The organism is Chitinophaga filiformis (genome assembly GCF_023100805.1).
GTDB classification, from domain to species: Bacteria; Bacteroidota; Bacteroidia; order Chitinophagales; family Chitinophagaceae; genus Chitinophaga; species Chitinophaga filiformis_B.
Map to the genome: position 1 here is coordinate 5,946,134 of NZ_CP095855.1, position 18,459 is coordinate 5,964,592.

Here is an 18,459-nt window from a genome sequence, read left to right on the forward strand (position 1 = left end):
GTATCGGTTTTTCGCAGATTATTATTCTCCCCAGGCGGTGATGACCAGCCTTCTGCTGCCACCGCGATTACGGTGTTCGCATAAATAAATGCCCTGCCAGGTGCCCAGGGCCAGGTTGCCGTTCCTGATCGGGATCATCACAGAACTGCCCAGCATTGCTGCTTTCAGGTGCGCAGGCATATCGTCGGGCCCTTCATCGTCATGCTGATAGTCAGGATCATTTTCAGGCACCACTTTACTGAAATACATCTCAAAGTCCTTCCTGACGGTAGGGTCTGCATTTTCATTGATGGTGAGAGACGCTGAAGTATGCTGGATGAACACCTGGCACATGCCTGTCCTGATCTCCCCCAGCTGCGGCATAGCCTGTACCACTTCCCCCGTGATCAGGTGGAAACCCCTTCTCCTTTCATGGAGCTGTAACAATTCCTGGAATATCTTCATTTCATTCAATTTAAACATGGTTACACATGTTGTAACTACACTTTTCATGCCTGCTGTTAAATAGCATATTTATTTCAGATTTAGGCAGGACAAACTTAACTTAGTAAAAGAGAAAAATGAAATCGTTATGAAAACATTACTGATTCCGGTCGATTTCTCCACCACCTCCGATAATGCGGTCGATTTTGCGATAGAATGGAGCAAAGATTACGGTTATGAACGCATTATCCTGCTCAAGACCTTTTACGATACCGTTTTCGATCATATAGTGGTTTCTGCCGAATATGCCCCTGTCAGCCCTCATTACATGGCCAGGGAACGGGAGGAAGCCACTTTGCAAATGGATAGTCTTTCCCGGCACATTATTGGAAAGACCGACAATAGTCTGCAGGTTGTTTCCATGGTCAGCGAAGCTCCCCTGCTAAGGGCTATACTGGAAGTGGTCAGGGAAGAATCGCCTGAGATGATTGTACTGGGTAGCGACAACTTTAAATATTCCAGCGGCAGCTTCATTGCCGGCAACCTGATAGCCATCGCCAAGGCCAGTCCCGTCAGGGTGCTGATCGTACCGGCAGCCTATACCTATCAGCCGGTAAAGAACATCCTGGTGCCCTGCGACTATAAAACGCTGGACTCCCTCCATAAGCTGGAAAATCTCCGGATCCCTCCCCAGTGGAACGATAGTAAACTGCTGGTACTGAACGTAGACGCTAAAGAAAGGTACCTCAATCCTGACGATCAGCTGATAGCAGCAGAAGAACATGTACATGAACGCCTCCGGGAATACCAGCACGAAATCTGTTACAGCAGCGACAAAAATACCATTAACGGCATCCTGAGCTTTACAGAGAAACATAGGATCCAGCTCATCATTTCCTTACCTGGCAAACACAGCTTTCTTTACTACCTGACACATAAAAGTATTTCCGACGCTATCTGCCGTAATGCCCGCGAACCAGTCATGATACTCAAATAAATATCACTTTTCCGGGTACTTTCTCTCAAAAACTACCCATTATGCCAACAAATAATATGTATAATAAATTAATTTATTATTTTGGGTGGAATAGTCTGTTATCATGCCAATTTGGAAAAAATCATCTATTTTAAAGGCGCCCTCCCTTGGAATACTGTTAATGGGAAAGGAAGATGAGTTTTCCTTCGAGCACCGGCTATTCAATTTAACCGGGGCCATTACCCTGATGATCCTGTCTGCTTTCCTCGTCATCGATGTACTGATTGCCGCGCATAAATCCACCCTGCTTTTACTGGTGCTGATGGGCATACAGGTTGTCTATTATATCCTGTCCCGCAAAATGCGTAAATACCGGACTATCATTGTCAGCTATGTCATTGTCGTATATGCAGGCCTCAGCGGCAATTATTTCTTCAATGCGGGCATCGACGGACCCACCTTACTGCTGTTCTTCACCACGCTGCAGCTGGCGTTGAACATCTCCCACCGGGAAAAATATCTTTTATGGCTCATTTTAAGCCTTATCATACCCGGCACCCTGCTGGCTATAGAATTGTATTTTCCGGGACTAATAAGCGGTTACTATAAAACGCCGACAGAAAAGATCATCGACCGCTTCGGCTGTTATGTGCTGTCCACCATTTACATTTTCTTTGCCACTTCCAGTTTCAAAAGACATATCGCCCGCCAGCAGGAACGTGAGAAAAAAGGAGCTGCCGACATCGTGGAATACAGCATAAGGCTGCGTGCCTTCTTCGAAAGCCTGACCGACAATTTCGTGCTGCTGGACAGGAACATGAAAGTCCTTTACTTCAACAAGGCAGCCGTCGACCTGACCACTACTTTCTATGGTAAAAAGATCGAAGAGGACCTGAATATCGACCAGTTTGTACACGAATCCAATAAAGCATCCTTTTACTATTGTTTTAACACCGCGTTGAACGGCACCGCCATTTCCAGGGAATTCCAGCGGGTATACACCACGAAGGAAACCTGGTGGCTCAGCACCTTCAATCCGGCCAGGAATGAGCAGGGCGAGATCATTGGCGTGACCCTGATCATGAAAGATATCACAGATGCGTATCTGTACAAACTTAAAATAGAACGCAAGAACGAACTGCTGGAAAAGATCGCCTTTATACAGGCGCATGAACTCAGAGGCCCGCTTACCTCCATCCAAAGCCTCCTGGAGCTCATAAAGGAAGAATATTGCGATATGGACCTGATATATACCCGGAAGCTGGAAGAGGGCTTAAACAGGCTGGATGACAAGATAAAAGAGATCGTTACCCTGTCTTCCGGTCATAGGGAAGAGTTATAGGACTCCGGTTACGAACACGGGGCCATGTACGGGCTTGCGTAGGGAAGCGCCATAATATACCATCGCTAAAAGTTGTTACGAACACCGCGCAGCATACGGCCTTTCACAGCGCTAAAGCACCACAGGCAAAAGGCTGCCCCGCATGAAGCAGGAACAGCCCTTTTTAGTGAAAACCCGAACGTTATCAGAAGTTAGGATTTTTTACAGGCGCACTATCTTCACCCGGTGGGTTCAGATCTGCTTCATCTGCCGGTACATCCCAGTAATCCATGAAATTATAATTGATCGTGACATTGGTGTTCACCACACTGGCAGAAGTCAGGAAAGTATTGCCATAACTGCCGCCGCCATTGCTGATATCGTATGTCCAGCCCCATCTCCTGTTGTCATAGAAAGACAGCCCCCTGAACACCAGCGCGGCTCTTCTTTCCATTACCAGCTCTTTCAGCGCACCCACCTTTGTAAGCCCCGTACCGGCTACAGCGGGTATACCTGCTCCCATATACGCTCTCACAGCGTCTACATAGGCAAGTCCTGCATCAGTATTACCCAGGCGGATATTCGCTTCTGCCAGCATCAGGGCGTTTTCTTCATAGCTGGGGCCAATGAACAGTTCATAGTTGCCGGTCGACTTGGAGCCATACACATATACCCCGCTGGCGCCCGCGCCTCCGTCTATCATGCTGTACCGCGTACCGAATGAAAGATCATCCAGGTATTTGGTAGTGGTATTAAAATTATTAGCCAGGCGCTTGTCGCCCGGCTTCAGGTTCTGTACAAAGCGTTCACTCAGCCTGAATGTAATAGCGGTGTTCACACCAACGGTCAGTGCGGCTACGGTACCACCATCTGCAGTAAAGAAACCATTCGCCGCTGCGCTTCTGCCTGTAAATACATAGTCAGTGGGCTTAACACCATTCGTAGCCAGCGTCAGTACCTCATTCCAGTCGGCGGCTGTCATAACGTCTGCAGAAGCTTTCGTGATCACAGCATCCGGATTGCCGTTCACAAATGGCGCCAGCTTGTTCACGAGTATATTCCTGGCCAGCAGGGTATTGATATTCCTGATCCACATATCTGTGGTAAGTACACCACCCTTACCTACCTGGCAGAATGCAGGGATGAGCTGTCCTAATAGAGAGGAATAATCGCCTGAACTGGCAATGCCGGTCGACAATATATCAGACGCCATATGCAGGTATTTATTGGAGGCAGCGATCACCGAGTCTTTCAACACATACCTGTTACTGCCTGCACCATCCTGGTCAATGATCAGACCGGAATAATACATAGAACCGATGGAGGCATAGGCATATCCTTTCCACCAATAGCACCAGGCTTTGATAGTATTGCTCTTTGTTTTGGCATCACCGGAAAAAGTAATGTTGTCGACGATACTTAATACCTTATTGCAGGCGCCATTCAATGCATACATATTCAGCCACTGATAGTACAGCGGATTATACCCCGATCCGGTCTGTGCACGGGTATTGTTAGCCCGCAGCTGGCTGACGTTGGATATATTGGTATTCACCCTTGTATTGTTGTCCAGTATAAAATATTCCGGTATGCTGATCGTACTTACCAGCTGATTGGACGCCTGTGCGCCCACCACATCTGCCAGCAGTTCGCTGTAGCCGTAAGGCAATGAAAAATAACTGTCGCCCAGCCATACATCCCCTTTCTGAAACCCGTTGATATATACGGCGCCGATAGACAATGCAATGATGCCCGACTCATTATTCACATTCCCCCCTACCGTAGGCAGGTTGGGATTACCTACGTTGAGCTCTTTCTTACAGGCGAAGGTGCTGCATAAAATAAGGAACCCTAAAAGCCCTGAAACATATTTATTCCTGATCATAATTTTCTCTTTTTTGATAAACATTAGAATCCGACGTTTAAGCCTACTGCATAAGATTTGAGGTTCGGTATAGTACTGTTGTCTATGCCCCTGTCGAAAGAAGAGTTCACAGCGCCCGAACTCACCTCCGGATCAAAGCCGGTATAGTGGGTAACAGTCAGGAGGTTCCTGCCGGTCATCACTAACTGCAGTTTATTGAAGTATTTCATCCTGAATACTTTCGAAAAGTCAAAACCGACAGAGATATTCCGCAGTCTCAGGAAGGAAGCATCTTCATAGAAATAGTCTTTGGTGGCGTTGTTGCCCGGACCATACAAACTACCCCAGGAACCACTGTAAGCACTGCCGTAATAGGCAGTATATGCGGCAGTAACACCATTGATCGTAACAGGTTTGGAGAAGTCGCCGTGGATACCATCCCTGTACATCCATTCCTTCGTCTGGTTGTACAGGTGACTGCCATATATCCAGTCAAACTGGAAAGAGAAGGTCAGGAAATCCTTATAACCAAATGAACTGATAAAGGAGGCATTGAACTTAGGATTAGGATCACCCAGGGGATAAGCTTCTGAAGAGAACTGAATGCCCCTGGTACTAGTATCCACGAGGTGTCCGTTCACCACCTGGTACTTGCCTGCGTCCTGTTCTGAGATATATTTTGTTCCGGCCTTATTAACAGCATCTACGCTGGTCAATGCCTTATAACCATAGATCTGTCCGATCTTCTGTCCTGCTGTCAGCACCAGTGCTGTACTACCTGCCGCAGAAGTGAGTATGATGTCAGCACCACCATTGATCCTGTCGATCATAGATGTCTGATGACCGAAGTTGGTGGTGAAATCCCAGTTAAAGTTCCTGCTATGATACAAAGGCAGGTTCAGCTGGAACTGATAACCTTTGGACGACATATTGATCGCGTTGTTCAGGATACCGGTAGCGCCGGAAGATAGTGGAGCGCTCACAGTATAGATCACATTTTCACTCTTGCGTTTCCAGTAGGTAAAAGACGCATTCACGGTATTCAGCCATTTGCCTTTGCCGGCATTTAAAGTGAGGTCTGTACCAGCTTCAAACTCCTTGGATACTTCTACCTGCAGATGAGGATTCTGCCCGGTAACCGGTACGGAATACACTACGTCAGACCCAAGGGTGTTCTGGTCGAGCGTGGGGTACCTGTCAAAAGGCCCAGGCTGTATACCGGCTTCACCATATGCAGCTCTCAGTTTAAAATAGGGTATCCTGCTCTCCAGTTTATCGGCCCAGAAGTTAAAGGAAGAAGGGAGTATATAACCAAATACATTCGGGAAAGTAAAAGGAGAAGCACCACTTCCGAAAGCAGAAGACCAGTCGCTTCTGAAGCCACCACCTACGCCACCATAATCGCCGAAATCGATCTTCTGGTTGATGAGATAACCATAGGTGATGAAGGATTCCTCATAGTTGCCGGTTGTCTTGGTGGTGGTAGAATAAGGCGCCACATACAATTGCTTGGCAGTAGAGATATTCACCGGCGGAGAAAGCGGCAGGCCCAGACCATATATGTCTTCTTCCTTATACTTATTCTTCCGGTAGTCGTACGAGATCTGTGTTGTGGTCTGGACAGGCAGATGGATGTTGAAGTCTTTCTCAAAGTCTGTCCTGATATAAGCACTTCCCAGGAAGTTCTGGAAGGTGGTATTGTAGCTCCAGTTGTCTATTTCCCCGGTAGCATCATTGGCAAACTGGTACGCCCATGAGTCGTACAGCATGGTGTTCGCATTCTGTGTCTGGTTGCGATAGGTCCAGGTAGCCTTTTCTGTTCTGTAGTTAATACCATATTTCGCATCCAGTTCCAGGAAATGATTCACCTGGAAATTGGCGTTAAAGCTCTGTACGATATCTACCTTGTTATCCAGCCCGCTTGCATATTGCTTTACAAAGTAGGGGTTGAAGGCGTTGATACTTAAGAAATCGGCCGTTTGGTAAGCAGGTGCATTCCCATCAGCCATTTTATAGGTCAGGTCAAAGAAAGGTGAAGTGTTCAGGAAACTATAGATATTATCATTTTTACCTGCCGTATTTCCTTTGCCATACAGGTAACCGCCTGCGCCTCCCAAACCTGGTACGGTAGTATTTTTAGTATAGATCACCTGTGTGATGGAACGTAGTTTAAAGCCTTTGAACAATTCCGTTCCAAGGTTGGCTGTCAGGTTGGAACGGTCTACATAACCATTCTTCATGACAGGGCTCACCGTATGGTTGTTGGCAACGCCGAGAGAGAAATCAGATTTATCAGAACCGCCGGAAATGCTGATATTATTGTTCCAGGATGTTCCCGTCTGGAACACCTGTTTAAAGTGGTCATAATATTTCAGGTTGGCATTATATGGTTTGTTGGCAATATTTCTCGGATCGAGTATGCCGTACCGTGTAGCGCCGCCGTAGGCGTAGGATATACCCTCAATACTGCCCACATCAGTGTATTTCAGGATATTCCCCGATGCATCAACGATATTATTATTACCATCGGTTAAATATGGATGAAGACGGGCTTTCTCAACATGCCCGCTGTTGATATAACTGTTCGCAGCATAATTGGTAGAATAGGTAACGGCTATAGGGCCCCGTTTTCCTTTTTTGGTGAAGATCTGCATTACGCCGTTGGCGCCCTGCGCGCCGTACATGGACGCGGAAGCCGCCCCCTGCACCACTTCTATCCTTTCTACATTACTCAGGTCAAGCGAGTTGAGATCTGTGGCCGCTACCTGTACACCATCCAGCATGATCAATGGTTTGGTACCATTCTGTACGGTATTGACACCTCTTAACAGGATGTTGACAGGGTCGCCGGGGTTACCACTTACAGAAGAGATCTGTGCGCCGGGTATTTTACCTATAAGCGCCTGATCAATGCTGGTAGAGGGGCCGCTTACCAGTTTCTCTGCTGTAACAGATTCTACAGAGATGCCCAGCTTTCGTTTACTCGTAGCAGTACCCACACCGGTAATAACTACTTCAGATAGTATCTTTTTGTCCACCCCAAGTGTAACGTTCAGCACGGGACCATTTACTGTCACCTGCTTCGTTTCGTAGCCAATAGCCGTAAATATTAATACGCGGCCCTTTTCAACACTGATGGCGAATGCGCCATTGGCATCGGTTACAGTCCCCCCGCCACCTTTTATTTTGATACTTGTACCGGGCAGCGGCGCACCTGAATCGTCAGATACAATTCCGGTGATCTTAGTGGTGGATTGAGCATGAAGAGTGCTGACATAGGCATGGCATAGCAATACCAGCAGGCATAATAGCATTTTCTTTCTCATAATTGTGATTTAAATATTACTGTTTAACCGAGTAAACATGCCTGATAAGGGAAGCCGGGCAATAGGTACAATACTGTCCACTACCGCACTATAAAGCGCGGCATCAATAACAAAGCCTGTATGTACTGTGGTGTTCAGTACATAGCATTCCCCCTGGATAATTCGCTTATCTTTTCAATTCCAGTGACAAAAAATAATCAGGTTAAGTGGCAATTATTCTAACTGCACGGCCACTTTAAAAGCAACTGTTCACCACAAAAGTTCAATTCTTAAAATCAGGCATAGTACCTGGGTTTTCCAAGCTAATACGTCATCACGACAATGATGTCTGGTCGTCGATAATTTAGATTCTGGTTGACATTCTTATCATGATAAATATATAAACCTTTTGCTAGATTTCACAATTTTCGAGGCAGAAAAAGATAAAAAAGTAAATATTGAATTTATCATAATATGACGTTATATACATCTTACACTGTACTACCAGGACAGTGATATCTATCCCCATTTCCTTCAAACAGATTGGCAGCAGAATTGCGGAAGTATGCAGTTATGCGGACAAACATACTTACTTCGATACTTGATAACGACTTCTACAAGTTCACTATGCAGCAGGGAGTGATCACGCTCTTCCCTTATGCAAAAGCCCGTTATGCTTTTATCAACCGGGGCAAACATGTTTTTCCCATCGGCTTTGCCAATATCCTCCGTAAAGCTGTTGACGACATGGCTTTATTACAACTGAACAAACAGGAGAAAGATTTCCTCGGAACAAACTGTCCCTACCTCTCCCCTGTTTATCTTGACTTCCTGGAAGGCTATCGTTATGACCCTTCAGAGGTGAAGATCACACAGGAAGGAGATCAGCTGCATGTCAGCGTGGAAGGCGCCTGGTATCGTACCATTCTCTGGGAAGTGCCCCTGATGTCCCTGATCTGCGAACTGTATTACCGGTTAACCAATATTGATCGCATCAGTGATGAAGAAGTGATAGAGCGGACACGTAAAAAGATAGAAGACTACCTGTTGCTGGGAGTGACCGTCGCTGAATTTGGTACCCGCCGCCGGCATTCCTATGCCGTGCATCACCTGGTAATGAGGGCCCTGAAAGAATATGGTACAGGGGCCTTTATCGGATCCAGTAATGTACATATGGCCATGTTATATCAAACCAAACCTATAGGCACCCATGCGCATGAATGGTTCATGTTCCATGCGGCCCGTTATGGCTTTAAAATGGCGAATGCCCTGGGGCTTGAACACTGGACACAGGTATACCGCGGAGACCTTGGCATTGCGCTGTCTGATACATATACGACCGATGTATTCTTCCAACAGTTTGACAAGATGTTTTCCAAACTCTTTGATGGCGTAAGGCATGACAGTGGCGATCCGTTATTGTTTGCCGACAAAGTAATAGCTCACTACCAGCAGATGGGCATTCCTCCGTCCACCAAAACCATCATATTCTCTGATGCACTTAATTATGACAAGGTAACGCGTATTGCTGCACATTGCCGGAACCGGATAGGCATGTCTTTCGGCATTGGCACCAGCCTGACCAACGATGCAGGTCCTGCCGCCATGAACATTGTGATCAAAATGACGGCCGCCTGCCCGGAAGGAGAAGGCTGGACGCCGGTTGTCAAGCTGTCGGATGAACATGGCAAATATACCGGCGACGAGCAGATGATCGCGCTGGCCAAAACAATACTGGAAATTGATTGACGGAAACTAAACTCCAATTGTATGCAAGCGGTTGAACTGGATACCATACAGGCTTATCTTGACCTGATCAGGGTGAATAAGGAAGAAAATATACGTAATGGCAATATGGGAGATTTTGTTTTCCGCGGACAGGCGGCGGATTATCCATTGATCCCAAAAATCTGCAGATTGAAACCTAAAGGTGATCTTTTTGAGATAGAACGCGCCTTACTGATTGAATTTAAACGCACGAACCCATTGCTGGTAGAGCAACAGACGCCGCTGAACGACTGGGATTACCTGACCCTGGGCCAGCATTTCGGGTTGCCTACGCGCTTGCTTGACTGGTCCAACAGTGCGCTTACTGCCTTATGGTTTGCCGTATCAGGACACAACAGCGAATGCCTGCCGGCAGGCGCTTATGCTGTTGTATGGATATTGATGCCGACAAATGAAGATTTCAATTTTAATCCGGATGAGGTCCATCCATTTGATCTGCCGGCCACCAGGATTTTTCGTCCAAGGTTGATCAAACAACGGATCAATAACCAGTCGGGCGTTTTCACCGTTCCTTCCACGCAGGAATTACGTGAAACCAGGTATATGAATGAAAGCGACAGTTATGACCAGAAACTGATCAAAGTGAAGATCCCAACGGCCAGTCTGCCCAATATAAGGAATGACTTACACACCCTGGGTGTGAATGCTTTTTCCATCTTTCCCGAACTGGAAGGCCTTTGTACTTTTCTGCAGTGGCGTTACTTTGAGTAAGCTCATACTTCGAATATATAGAAGGGCATTTCATACTGCTTTTAACGCTGCAGTGGCATACTTGACCAGGCTCATACTTCAAATATATAGAAGGGCATTTCATACCCTGCTTTTAATAATACAGGCTTAGCTACGTTGAATACCTTCACACCTCCGGGCAATATGCCCTCCAGTGTGCCCATATGTGCATGGCCGTGAAAAACAGCCGCTACCTGCCGGCGGATCAATGGCTCTGCCAGCCGGGAAGAACCCAGGAAGGGATAAATAGGCTCCGGCTCGCCCTTCACAGTATCCTGCAGGGGCGCATAATGCAATACAGCCACCTTTTTCAGATGCTCATGCTGCTGATCTATCCTCGCCAGTGCTCTGTCGAGATGCAGCGCTTCATTGACAGCCTCCTGTACGAATGCCTTCATGGCGTCTTCTCCAAACATAGAGAGCATAAAATTATCAAATCCGCCGCCGAAGCCCTTTACACCGGCAAAACCTACATCTCCTATTACCACTGCCTCCCCGTCCAGGACGTGAACATTCTCGCTTTGCACTGTCTGCCGGATCAGTTTCTGCCGGCCCTTTTCATGGTCATGGTTACCCAGTACCGCTACCACCGGGATCGTGCAGGATTTCAGCTCATCGCATAAGATCTTCGCTTCACTTTCGTCGCCGGTATTGGTCAGATCTCCGCAAATGAGCAACACATCTGCCCTGCGGGATACCTCCTTGAAGTATTCCGTCCACTTGTTCTTGTCAGTGTCAGTTACGTGTATATCGGCGACGGCAGCAATGCGCATCTTTTTCCTTTCAGTGTTTTCAGCATCCATTATCAAACCGTTTTTATGGTCATTCCTTTATAGTGCCAGTCGGTAATATCGACTGCATATTGCGTCTGATCTATCAATGGGCCCCTGCATACCTTCTCCTGTGAAGGCGGCAGTTCATACTGCTCATGCGCCCTTTGCATCAGTTCGTCAAACAGCCAGCGGGGAATGATCTCCGTATAGTCGGCCGGGTAAACAAACTGAAACACAATCAATTGCGCCAGCAGCAGGTGCCAGTGAGGGTCACAGCGCTGCAGCAGCCGTTTCCAGTCCAGCTGCTTGCCATAACGTAACATCACGTGATTGACATCTGCCCCGTCAAAGCGTTCCCTGTTCTGTATAAAGACCTTGCTCCAGATCAGCTCTTCCGGCGCTATCAGCCTTATAGGTAAATCCATAAAGACGGTACTTACCGAGTGCTCATACCAGCTTTCATCAACAATACAGATATTGTTTGTACTATTGAATATAATGTCTATATAGTACTCGCCTTTAAATACCTTAGCCAGCCATCGCGCGTCGGTCAGCACAATCTCATACCCATGACGGGCAAACAGCTTCATAAGACCCGGATACTGCGTAGGTGTACAGAATATGTCAAGGTCCTTGGTATCACGGAAAAGACCCGTGTAATGGAATAAGGCGAATCCTCCTCCCAGCAAAAAGTCTTCCCCGCTCTCCACGAGGATCGATAATGCTTCCCGGTAAAAGGAATGCGCTTCCGTCTTTTGTATATCATTCATCGTCATACCTGTTATATAGACTAAAAACTATGCCGTTGCAGTTCTATACCAGCCTTATCAGGCCAAAGCCCGACTGCTTGCTATGCTTATCAAGCCAGCCGGCGCACAATTCCTGTGAATAATTGCCGAACGCTGTGAAGATTTTGCCCCATTCATTATATTTGAGTCAAATCCTTAATTTCAATCATGAAATATCTTCCGTTTATCGCCATCGCGATCTCATTGCTATCCTGCAGCCAGCAAAAAGAGGAATCGTCCACCGCCACTTCCAGATCACCACTAACAGGTACATGGAAACTGATCAGCGCAAAGTCTATTGAAAACAATGATACGACCGTTACTGCACCTGTTGCAGGACAGGAAACCATCAAAATATTCAATGACAGTTACTTTGCCTTCTTTACACATGATCTGAACCACGGGGCAGATTCAACCGCTGTATTTGGTTCCGGCAGCGGTACCTATACACTGGTGAAAGATGTGTACAACGAACACCTGGAGTACTGCAGCTACAGGGGCTGGGAAGACAAAGACTTCTCCTTCGTCATGCAGATCAAACAGGATACCATCATTCAGAACGGTATCGAAAAGATAGATAGCCTGAATATCAATCACGAGATCGTGGAGACTTATGTAAGGATCCGCTAAAAACAATAAAAAAAACAGGCTGTCCTTTCGCAAGGACAGCCTGTTTTTATTTTATACAGGTAATTGTTCATGAACAGCCGCTTATAATTCCATCCGCCTCAGCACCCTCACCATCGACAACAGTTTTCTCCTGCCAACATCAAACTGCCAATTGTATCCTTCCAGGACAATTGACAGGCAGATAACAGCTGAAATTTCCATTTTCGGGCTATTCTTTTAGCATTTCGGGTTATTCACCTTAAGTATCATCATCGAACTTTGTCACCGGCAATCTTGAAATGAATAATGGGGCTAACACCGGCCCATTATTTAAAAGCCATGGTTATACTGCGCAGTTACCTTATCAATTGATTAACAATTCACTTTCAACAAAGGGAATTACATACTCTCAATTTTATTAAAGGATTTTATGATTAAGTTAGCTATTTTATTAAAACGTCGGGAAGGCATGACTCACCAGGAATTTTTAAATTACCGCCGGGATATACATCTTCCGCTTCTGCTATCAATTCCTGAGACTAAACAATATGTCAGAAAGTTTATCTTTTCAGCTTCCATTCAGGCACCGGGTTATCCGGATCCTATATATGATGCTATGGTAGAAGCATGGTTCGATAGTCTTGAAGATCTGAATGCATTCTTCCTGTCAGATAACTTTGTAAATAAAGTCGACCCTGACCACGTACATTTTCTTGATGTTCCCGCGGCTGTAAGGTTGATTACAGAAGAGTCCGTGGTTATATAAACCAGTAAAAATTAATGATACTTTTTAAGTCAGACCTAAGCGGGTATTGCAATTGCGGAAAAGACGCCTGTCAATTGCAGTACCCGGCTTTTTTTCAGGAACGACTTATTATTTTAGGCTACATGAACTGAAAGTAGCCACATTATTTTAATTGAGGCTGCAGGTGATTTTGTTAATTTTGTCTTTTTTGAAGTCGATCAACATATGAAGAACTCCATACGCATTAGAAAGGGATTTAACCTGGTTGAAGATCTGTCAATTGATTTTTATAATGAAAGCAAGAAAGATGCTGTAAATGTCCCCGCCTACTTAGGAACTGGAAAGATCAGGGGCTTATATTTCCCTTCAGATTTAAATTTATATGTCGGCGATTACCATCTGAATGTCCCGTGGCAACTGGAAACAATCAACGAATCGGATAGCAGAACGTTCTGCATTTTTGCAAGCATCATATCAAATAAAATTACAATCAAAAAAGATAACGAATGGGTTGCAATAGATCATAACGGTCCCAATACGCAGCTATTTTTTTCATCCGGCTCATCTGTTGAAATAGCATTTCCGCAAAAAGAAGCCTTTAAGACGATAACAATAACTTTTACCGCTGAGACTGTGAGCGCAATTATAGATCACCCAGATGCGCTTAAAGGCCTTAATCCTGATGCTCCGTTTCTCTATTTAGATGAAACTGTTCCTGAGGCAGAAAATTATATCCGTAGATTAGCCAGTATCCATGATGAAAATAGTCCGACCCTCTTCGATACATATATTACGCTTCTTCATCTGCTTAAGCTAACGCTATACCGTACCTTTATTATCAAAGAACGCTACAATTCTTCCGGCCTTTTAAAGGAGGATGTCGAAAAGCTATTTTCTATCAGAAAAAAGCTGATGGAAAATAGTCATTTAACAATAAAGATCCCTACGCTCGCCGCGGAGATAGGTATGGGACAAAGTAAAATGGTTAAGCTATTCAAACAGGTCTTCAACCGTACTATTTCTCAGTTTGCTCAAAAGGCTAAGATCATCAAAGCAAAAGATCTTTTAAGTTCAAAGAGGTATAGCGTATCTGAAGTTGGTTATATGGTCGGGTACAACAACCTTACTCATTTTGCAAAAGCATTCAAAAAACACTACAAAGTCAATCCTAGTGAATATCTTAAGGATATACTGAGTAACAAGATAAATCGCTAATGGCGGGAATAGAAACTTTAGAAGTTGTTGATTGTGACTGTTTCTGTTTCTTTATTAATTACACCTCAACCGGGTTGGGGGACGGAAGTTTTCCTAGAACTTATGTTTCGACAAATAGCCGGTACAGGTTTAAAAGCAAACGCCAGGAATAATTATCTCCGGCGTTTGCTTTTAAGTGCTCAGTAGCGGATCGAACCTGCAGGCCGGATGCCCTGCCCATTCATAGCCCCCATGTCTCACCGTGCTTTATTCAACCTACCGCTTACCCTGTTCATTTGGCTCAAACAACTCAACCAGATTCCCTGAAGGATCCCGTAATAATATCTGTTTACCTCCAGCTCCGGCAGTCAGTTCATTCCGAAAATCCGCATTTTTTGTTTTTAACGCCGCTATATACTCTTCCAGGTTACTCACCTCCAATTGTATCCGGCTCCATCCCCCCGGCGCCACCGGCGTACCATCGGGCATCGGTTGTCCGGCGCCTCCAAAGCCCGGTTTATTCAGATACAAATGCAGGCTGTCTTTTGACAACATGGCGAACCCGGGTGCAACCTGCATATTCACCGTAAATCCTAATAAATCTTTGTAGAACGATACAGCAGCATCAATATCGTTCACGATATAGCGAACGCCGTAAAAAGCTACATGTTCATTATGCTTTTCCATAGATTATGAATTTTGGCTTTTGCAAGAATACCTGTATCAATAAGGCGACCTTCTACACCCGTTTTGCACGGAGCGCCAGGCTACTAAAAGTTATGCCCAGCAGTCCCAGCACCATAGCTACGATAGCGCCGGCCTTTCCACCGCCAGTACCAAAGCCGCCACTGACAGTGGCCAGATGCACCGTACTCAGTATAATGCAGATTATCCCCAGTACAAGGGCTGTGACAGATGATGATCGTCTGCTGGTAGTTCCATTAGCAGCACGGGCTTTAGCCCGCCAACCGATGATCAGGCTAATCAGGCCAAACACGGCGCCAGCAAGTGCCCTGGCTCTGCCAGCAGTAATGCCTCTGGGAACTGCGGAAGTGCCATCAGTTTGTGAGAATACTTCCTGGGTTACAAAAAAAGAAAGTACAATGATCAGGCAAGCTGCTAAAACAGATGAAATATGTTTTTTCATTTAAACAGGTTTTTACAAGGCAAAATAGCACCCCGGCAAACCTTAAAATTGTAAAAATGCGACATATTTCAGTCTTCCGACCAGGAGTTGAATTCTTCAAAAGCACGGTAATCAATCGCGTCCTTTTGATTTTTGAAGAACGCTTTGGGATTATACCCGGAGAATAAGCGAAAATCATGGATAAAATGAGACTGGTCGTAGTAGCCGCAGTTATATGCCATTTCGGTGAGCGATCCCGGCCTCTTGTCAAATCCTTTTATGACAGCATTGAACCGGGCAATTCGCTGGAAGTGTTTGGGGCTGTACCCGGCATAGTGAACAAATCTTCTTTCAAACTGTCTGCGGGACAAACAACAACTATCAGCCAGTGCCGGAATAGACAACGCAGCAGATGAAAATAATATTTGCCTGATAGAAGTAAAAACAGCGCTATCCGTCTCCCTGCTCTTCGCCAAGCGCTGCAAAATGAATTGTGAAATGATTGTTGCCCGCTGCATGTGATCGGCAGCTGCGAAGATTTTCTGCTCAAGTAACTGCCCTTCCCTGCCCAGCAAAGTGCCTGTATCAACTGTCTGATCGCTCAATGCATGCGCCGGTAAGCCAAAAATACCCGGAATTGCATAAGGGAAAAGGTATATACCGAACAGACAGAAATCGTTTGAAGTGTACAATTTTTTAAAGTCCTGCAGCTGTCCGGATAGACATGAAAGCGGAGTTCTTTGCCCCTCAGGGCTCTCGAATTGCCCTTTGCAGTAAAATATCCATTCAGGTGAGCTCTCTGCCATGACGCGGTGAAAGAAGGGATTTACGGGCGTAGCCGAACCTTCCAGTACCCAAAAGAACTGAACGTATTCTGCAAGTTTAACCGGAGGTGCAATCGTGTAATAGTTCATGTTTTAATAGTACAGCAGGTTACTATTTATTTGCCTCAAAAATTCTGCCACAAGAACTGCCTGTGCTTTATTTGTCCGCAGTATCTTTTACTGCTACTGTACTTCTACGTGGTGTCCCCTATGACGCTGTCACAGACACTTCTTGCATTTTCTCTCAACATTAGTTTTCAGGACACTAAATACCTCGCGCCGATCAAGAATTCATAGAACGAGTGGAGCTTGTTACCAGCTTGCGAACCTCTACACGGAAGAAAGAAATATAATTAAAACCAGCAGCTATAAAAACTAATCCTACCACCTTTGCCTTCAGCGAACAAACACAGTATATACCAAACAGTGCGAGTATCAGTCCCATAGTAGCTACCCTTAGATTTGTCAGTTCTACATTTTTGTCAGAGATACGAATCGTTTTTTTAGGGAAACGGAATCTCCTGCTGAAATCTGTCTTATAGGTCAGGATGATATTGATAACAGAGCAACAGGTGATCAGGCCAGCTACGAGTAATGCCTGCGGCAATGTGAAGTCAATAAAAAAGACTGCCGCCTGCGACAGGAGTACGATAGCGAGGGCGATGTACAGATAGATCTTCATCGGATGTTGTTGGTTAATGGGCCGAAGCTACATATATTCTTAAAACCTTGCAACTCACCTTCCAGGTCAAAATAACCAGGCGTTTTATCGGGGAAGAAAATGTTACCGTAACAGAAGCTTATCATTACTGTTATATATTTCAGGCACCGCGGAAATACGTTCTGAAAAAGAAGACAGATACGGACAGGCGTATCTTTCTACCGTATGTTATATATTCGCTGAATACCTTGCTTATTTATGAGCTTAATTAAATTCGAAGAGGTACTCAATGACCTTGTAGATTATTTTCTGCTTGGAGATCCTTACCTGTTAATGGACTTCAAAAAGGAACACCAGCTTCCAGACGATCTTATTTCGGAGTTTACAGTAAGTATGGAAGGTGACCGGGTCGTGGAAGAGGGCGTTATGATACCATTACCCCGCGTCAATAACTACCCATATACCGTGTATTTTAATCTGAGCGGCGATACTCCTGAATTGTTGAAAAACGGTAATCTGGTGCAGGTAAGACAGGATGGATATAAACTACAGGTAAAGTATGGCGCTGTTTACCTGTATACCATTCCCTACATCCGCCAATTTAATGACGAAATGCTGGAAAAGCTGTGCCGGTATAAGATAGCAAAGATCACCCTGCCCAATGGCTGGTATACCGTTTCCGTGCTCGGCGGGGAAACTCGACAGGAAAGCGGTCTGGAGCCGACCTTCGAGTTTGTGCTCACTCCCGTTGCAGCTGAACCGGCGTTCAGCGCAGATATCAATTACCAGTTCACCGTTACTGCTTCGGCACATGAATAGGTATTAACAACAAGTAACAACGTTATAACCATCCAATACATCTTTTCATAGCAAGAGCCGGTCATTCCGACCGGCTCCGTTGATGTATTGTACATGACAATTAATGGGATTAACGGCAATGAGTGCCAGGCCTGCTGCCTCAGTTATAGGTTGAACTTCCCCTCTACCAACTTACCAATCAATGGTATAGGGCGCTGCGCCTCGTTGGACGCTGTTATGATTCCCATCAGCATCAATACAAACGGGCACAGCGAAATAATATAGAACAGGGTGGCCAGTGAAGGCAGTATTCCTACCAGTATACCGCTAACGATACTTAATACTATAGAAAAAAGAATAATACCAATTGATTGGGTAAGATGATATCTCACCAGCGGACTTTTATCGTCGGACTTACGATATGACAGATAGGCAACCACCCATCCGATAATAGTAATATAGGCAACTATGGCCATCGTGCGGTTCGTCATGATATGATGTTTTTTTGATACGGTGCAAACCTAGTCACTACCGC

The 18,459-nt window shown here is 45.5% G+C and carries 18 protein-coding genes; 8 read left to right on the forward strand and 10 right to left on the reverse strand.

Going from position 1 to position 18,459, the window contains the following annotated elements; all coding sequences use genetic code 11:
• Positions 1–21 precede the first annotated feature (21 nt).
• Entirely contained in the window at positions 22–444 is a 423-nt protein-coding gene (locus MYF79_RS23035; protein WP_247810174.1) for a secondary thiamine-phosphate synthase enzyme YjbQ, read from the reverse strand.
• A 127-nt stretch (positions 445–571) separates the two neighbouring features.
• On the opposite strand from MYF79_RS23035, the gene MYF79_RS23040 reads away from it, so the two are divergent.
• Both MYF79_RS23040 and MYF79_RS23045 read left to right on the forward strand, forming a co-directional pair.
• Positions 572–1,420: a universal stress protein gene (locus tag MYF79_RS23040; RefSeq protein ID WP_247810175.1), complete on the forward strand. Its 849-nt coding sequence runs from the start codon at positions 572–574 to the stop codon at positions 1,418–1,420.
• Positions 1,421–1,523: 103 nt separating this feature from the next.
• Positions 1,524–2,741, forward strand: a complete 1,218-nt coding sequence (locus MYF79_RS23045) for a PAS domain S-box protein (RefSeq protein ID WP_247810176.1) — start codon at positions 1,524–1,526, stop codon at positions 2,739–2,741.
• Positions 2,742–2,925: 184 nt separating this feature from the next.
• On the opposite strand, the gene MYF79_RS23050 is transcribed toward MYF79_RS23045, so the two are convergent.
• Together MYF79_RS23050 and MYF79_RS23055 are read right to left on the reverse strand one after the other, a co-directional pair.
• The gene (locus MYF79_RS23050; RefSeq protein WP_247810177.1) at positions 2,926–4,605 is read right to left on the reverse strand and encodes a RagB/SusD family nutrient uptake outer membrane protein; all 1,680 of its coding nucleotides are present in this window, start codon (positions 4,603–4,605) and stop codon (positions 2,926–2,928) included.
• A gap of 23 nt (positions 4,606–4,628) precedes the next feature.
• On the reverse strand, positions 4,629–7,910 hold the full coding sequence (locus tag MYF79_RS23055) for a SusC/RagA family TonB-linked outer membrane protein (RefSeq protein WP_247810178.1): 3,282 nt from the start codon (positions 7,908–7,910) through the stop codon (positions 4,629–4,631).
• A gap of 552 nt (positions 7,911–8,462) precedes the next feature.
• On the opposite strand from MYF79_RS23055, the gene pncB reads away from it, so the two are divergent.
• Together pncB and MYF79_RS23065 are read left to right on the forward strand one after the other, a co-directional pair.
• Entirely contained in the window at positions 8,463–9,638 is a 1,176-nt protein-coding gene (gene pncB / locus MYF79_RS23060) for a nicotinate phosphoribosyltransferase (RefSeq protein WP_247810179.1), read from the forward strand.
• Positions 9,639–9,659: 21 nt separating this feature from the next.
• A complete protein-coding gene (locus MYF79_RS23065; RefSeq protein ID WP_247810180.1) occupies positions 9,660–10,388 on the forward strand; it encodes an FRG domain-containing protein in 729 nt (242 codons plus the stop codon).
• A gap of 71 nt (positions 10,389–10,459) precedes the next feature.
• Here MYF79_RS23065 and MYF79_RS23070 read toward each other — a convergent pair whose 3' ends face one another.
• Together MYF79_RS23070 and MYF79_RS23075 are read right to left on the reverse strand one after the other, a co-directional pair.
• On the reverse strand, positions 10,460–11,209 hold the full coding sequence (locus MYF79_RS23070) for a metallophosphoesterase (protein ID WP_247810181.1): 750 nt from the start codon (positions 11,207–11,209) through the stop codon (positions 10,460–10,462).
• 2 nt (positions 11,210–11,211) lie between these two features.
• Positions 11,212–11,949, reverse strand: coding sequence for a nucleotidyltransferase (locus MYF79_RS23075; protein WP_247810182.1), 738 nt, complete (start codon positions 11,947–11,949; stop codon positions 11,212–11,214).
• A 186-nt stretch (positions 11,950–12,135) separates the two neighbouring features.
• Here MYF79_RS23075 and MYF79_RS23080 point away from each other — a divergent pair, with 186 nt between their 5' ends.
• The 3 genes from MYF79_RS23080 (at position 12,136) to MYF79_RS23090 (ending at position 14,536) form a co-directional block, all read left to right on the forward strand.
• Positions 12,136–12,597 (forward strand): lipocalin family protein, encoded by a 462-nt coding sequence (locus MYF79_RS23080; protein ID WP_247810183.1) that lies wholly within the window; start codon positions 12,136–12,138, stop codon positions 12,595–12,597.
• Between the two features lie 409 nt (positions 12,598–13,006).
• Entirely contained in the window at positions 13,007–13,342 is a 336-nt protein-coding gene (locus MYF79_RS23085; protein ID WP_247810184.1) for an EthD domain-containing protein, read from the forward strand.
• A 204-nt stretch (positions 13,343–13,546) separates the two neighbouring features.
• Positions 13,547–14,536, forward strand: coding sequence for a helix-turn-helix domain-containing protein (locus MYF79_RS23090; protein WP_247810185.1), 990 nt, complete (start codon positions 13,547–13,549; stop codon positions 14,534–14,536).
• A gap of 255 nt (positions 14,537–14,791) precedes the next feature.
• On the opposite strand, the gene MYF79_RS23095 is transcribed toward MYF79_RS23090, so the two are convergent.
• The 4 genes from MYF79_RS23095 to MYF79_RS23110 form a co-directional block, all read right to left on the reverse strand.
• Positions 14,792–15,202: a VOC family protein gene (locus MYF79_RS23095; protein WP_247810186.1), complete on the reverse strand. Its 411-nt coding sequence runs from the start codon at positions 15,200–15,202 to the stop codon at positions 14,792–14,794.
• A gap of 52 nt (positions 15,203–15,254) precedes the next feature.
• Complete coding sequence (locus tag MYF79_RS23100; RefSeq protein ID WP_247810187.1) at positions 15,255–15,662, reverse strand: DUF6223 family protein; 408 nt, start codon at positions 15,660–15,662, stop codon at positions 15,255–15,257.
• A 68-nt stretch (positions 15,663–15,730) separates the two neighbouring features.
• Positions 15,731–16,555, reverse strand: a complete 825-nt coding sequence (locus MYF79_RS23105; protein ID WP_247810188.1) for a helix-turn-helix transcriptional regulator — start codon at positions 16,553–16,555, stop codon at positions 15,731–15,733.
• A gap of 193 nt (positions 16,556–16,748) precedes the next feature.
• On the reverse strand, positions 16,749–17,147 hold the full coding sequence (locus tag MYF79_RS23110) for a hypothetical protein (RefSeq protein WP_247810189.1): 399 nt from the start codon (positions 17,145–17,147) through the stop codon (positions 16,749–16,751).
• Between the two features lie 237 nt (positions 17,148–17,384).
• On the opposite strand from MYF79_RS23110, the gene MYF79_RS23115 reads away from it, so the two are divergent.
• Positions 17,385–17,945: a hypothetical protein gene (locus MYF79_RS23115; protein WP_247810190.1), complete on the forward strand. Its 561-nt coding sequence runs from the start codon at positions 17,385–17,387 to the stop codon at positions 17,943–17,945.
• Positions 17,946–18,088: 143 nt separating this feature from the next.
• Here the strand turns inward: MYF79_RS23115 and MYF79_RS23120 are convergent, their stop codons facing one another.
• Positions 18,089–18,415 (reverse strand): DUF4870 domain-containing protein, encoded by a 327-nt coding sequence (locus tag MYF79_RS23120; RefSeq protein ID WP_199655540.1) that lies wholly within the window; start codon positions 18,413–18,415, stop codon positions 18,089–18,091.
• Positions 18,416–18,459: the final 44 nt, after the last annotated feature.

Coding starts and splice junctions, on each gene's coding strand:
- MYF79_RS23035 (WP_247810174.1), bottom strand. CDS start 444: ATGAAGATATTCCAGGAATTGTTACAGCTCCATGAAAGGAGAAGGGGT.
- MYF79_RS23040 (WP_247810175.1), top strand. CDS start 572: ATGAAAACATTACTGATTCCGGTCGATTTCTCCACCACCTCCGATAAT.
- MYF79_RS23045 (WP_247810176.1), top strand. CDS start 1,524: ATGCCAATTTGGAAAAAATCATCTATTTTAAAGGCGCCCTCCCTTGGA.
- MYF79_RS23050 (WP_247810177.1), bottom strand. CDS start 4,605: ATGATCAGGAATAAATATGTTTCAGGGCTTTTAGGGTTCCTTATTTTA.
- MYF79_RS23055 (WP_247810178.1), bottom strand. CDS start 7,910: ATGAGAAAGAAAATGCTATTATGCCTGCTGGTATTGCTATGCCATGCC.
- pncB (WP_247810179.1), top strand. CDS start 8,463: ATGCGGACAAACATACTTACTTCGATACTTGATAACGACTTCTACAAG.
- MYF79_RS23065 (WP_247810180.1), top strand. CDS start 9,660: ATGCAAGCGGTTGAACTGGATACCATACAGGCTTATCTTGACCTGATC.
- MYF79_RS23070 (WP_247810181.1), bottom strand. CDS start 11,209: ATGGATGCTGAAAACACTGAAAGGAAAAAGATGCGCATTGCTGCCGTC.
- MYF79_RS23075 (WP_247810182.1), bottom strand. CDS start 11,949: ATGAATGATATACAAAAGACGGAAGCGCATTCCTTTTACCGGGAAGCA.
- MYF79_RS23080 (WP_247810183.1), top strand. CDS start 12,136: ATGAAATATCTTCCGTTTATCGCCATCGCGATCTCATTGCTATCCTGC.
- MYF79_RS23085 (WP_247810184.1), top strand. CDS start 13,007: ATGATTAAGTTAGCTATTTTATTAAAACGTCGGGAAGGCATGACTCAC.
- MYF79_RS23090 (WP_247810185.1), top strand. CDS start 13,547: ATGAAGAACTCCATACGCATTAGAAAGGGATTTAACCTGGTTGAAGAT.
- MYF79_RS23095 (WP_247810186.1), bottom strand. CDS start 15,202: ATGGAAAAGCATAATGAACATGTAGCTTTTTACGGCGTTCGCTATATC.
- MYF79_RS23100 (WP_247810187.1), bottom strand. CDS start 15,662: ATGAAAAAACATATTTCATCTGTTTTAGCAGCTTGCCTGATCATTGTA.
- MYF79_RS23105 (WP_247810188.1), bottom strand. CDS start 16,555: ATGAACTATTACACGATTGCACCTCCGGTTAAACTTGCAGAATACGTT.
- MYF79_RS23110 (WP_247810189.1), bottom strand. CDS start 17,147: ATGAAGATCTATCTGTACATCGCCCTCGCTATCGTACTCCTGTCGCAG.
- MYF79_RS23115 (WP_247810190.1), top strand. CDS start 17,385: ATGAGCTTAATTAAATTCGAAGAGGTACTCAATGACCTTGTAGATTAT.
- MYF79_RS23120 (WP_199655540.1), bottom strand. CDS start 18,415: ATGACGAACCGCACGATGGCCATAGTTGCCTATATTACTATTATCGGA.